Below are 1,730 nucleotides of genomic sequence, written 5' to 3'. Positions count from 1 at the left end.
AGATCACCGCGAGCGCCTGTTGGCGGCCGGGTTCTCGAAAGTCGTGCCGTGGTTCCAGTGTCTTAACTTTGCCTCGTTGATTGCCTTGCCATGATTGATCTGTCCCCCCTCGCCCGCCGTCTGGCAGGCACGCCGCTGGCCGAATGGGCCAACACCCTGCAAGCTCAACTCGACAAGAAAATGGAGAAAGGCCACGGCGACCTGGAGCGCTGGCAAAGTGCGCTGGACGCCTTGCCGAAGATCCAGCCAAGCGAAATCGATCTGCTCAACGGCCTGAAACTCGACACCGATTGCGACGATGAAACCCGCGCGCAGATGCGTACTGCGTTGATGGGACTGTCGCCGTGGCGCAAAGGGCCGTTCGATCTGTTCGGCGTGCACGTCGACACCGAATGGCGCTCGGACTGGAAGTGGTCGCGTGTCGCCCCGCATCTGGATCTGAAAGGCAAACGCATCCTCGATGTCGGCTGCGGCAACGGCTACTACATGTGGCGCATGCTCGGCGCCGGCGCGAACAGCGTGATTGGCGTTGATCCGAACTGGTTGTTCTTCTGCCAGTTCCAGGCGGTGCAGCGTTATCTGTCCGAGCCGAATGCCTGGCACCTGCCCTTCCCGTTCGAAGACCTGCCGGCGAATCTGGAAGGCTTCGACACGGTGTTTTCCATGGGCGTGTTTTATCACCGTCGCTCGCCCATCGAGCACTTGCTGGCGCTGAAGGATTGCCTGGTCAAGGGCGGCGAACTGGTGCTGGAAACGTTGGTGGTTGAAGGCGACAAGCATCAGGTGCTGGTGCCGGAAGACCGTTATGCACAGATGCGTAACGTCTGGTTCCTGCCGTCGGTGCCGGCGTTGGAGTTGTGGTTGCGTCGTGCGGGGTTTACCGACATTCGTTGTGTGGATGTGAGCACCACGACTGTTGAAGAGCAGCGCGGTACCGAATGGATGAAGTATCAGTCGCTGAGCGACTTCCTTGATCCGGAAGACCACAGCAAAACCATCGAAGGCCTGCCGGCACCGATGCGTGCGGTGATTGTCGCCAAGAAGTAACCCAACCTCTCAAACACCGCGGTGAATTCACCCCTCACCCCAGCCCTCTCCCCAAGGAGAGGGAGCCGATCCTTGGGCTTTTCGAAACTTGAGTTCGACTCGATAACTCAAGTCGGCGGAGCTCGACCATCCAACCCGGTCAGTCCCCTCTCACTCCAGGAGAGGGAGCCGATCCTTGGGCTTTTCGAAACTTGAGTTCGACTCGATAACTCAAGTCGGCGGATCTCGCCCATCCAACCCGGTCAGTCCCTCTCACTCCAGGAGAGGGAGCCGATCCTTGGGCTTTTCGAAACTTGAGTTCGACTCGATAACTCAGGTCGGCGGATCTCGCCCATCCAACCCGGTCAGCCCCTCTCCCTCCAGGAGAGGGAGCCGATCCTTGGGCTTTTCGAAACTTGAGTTCGACTCGATAACTCAAGTCGGCGGATCTCGACCATCCAACCCGGTCAGTCCCTCTTACTCCAGGAGAGGGAGCCGATCGTTGGGCTTTTCAAAACTTGAGTTCGACTCGATAACTCAAGTCGGCGGATCTCGACCATCCAACCCGGTCAGTCCCTCTCCCTCCAGGAGAGGGAGCCGATCCTTGGGCTGTAGTGGTCTAATTTCCCCGGACACCCCGATAGGTGGAAAATACATCTATCGAGGAGTTATTCATGACCAAAAAACGCAGGGCATTCGACGAC

General features: G+C 58.4%; 1 protein-coding gene and 1 pseudogene. Both read left to right on the top strand.

The window, feature by feature from the left end; genetic code table 11:
- Positions 1-94 (top strand): annotated as a pseudogene (locus ACIP66_RS28675) (hypothetical protein); the annotation flags it as partial.
- A complete protein-coding gene (gene cmoB, locus ACIP66_RS28670; RefSeq protein ID WP_159813950.1) occupies positions 91-1,047 on the top strand; it encodes a tRNA 5-methoxyuridine(34)/uridine 5-oxyacetic acid(34) synthase CmoB in 957 nt (318 codons plus the stop codon). The pseudogene ACIP66_RS28675 and the gene cmoB, both read left to right, overlap by 4 nt.
- Positions 1,048-1,730 lie beyond the last annotated feature (683 nt).

It is taken from the genome of Pseudomonas sp. NPDC088429, from assembly GCF_044753305.1.
GTDB lineage: Bacteria > Pseudomonadota > Gammaproteobacteria > Pseudomonadales > Pseudomonadaceae > Aquipseudomonas > Aquipseudomonas rustica.
The sequence above is the reverse complement of the archived record's forward strand: the minus strand, read 5'-3'. Positions and strand labels throughout refer to the sequence as shown.

What these genes read in the sequence shown, in the direction of transcription:
- cmoB (WP_159813950.1), top strand. Translation starts at nt 91, where the DNA reads ATGATTGATCTGTCCCCCCTCGCCCGCCGTCTGGCAGGCACGCCGCTG.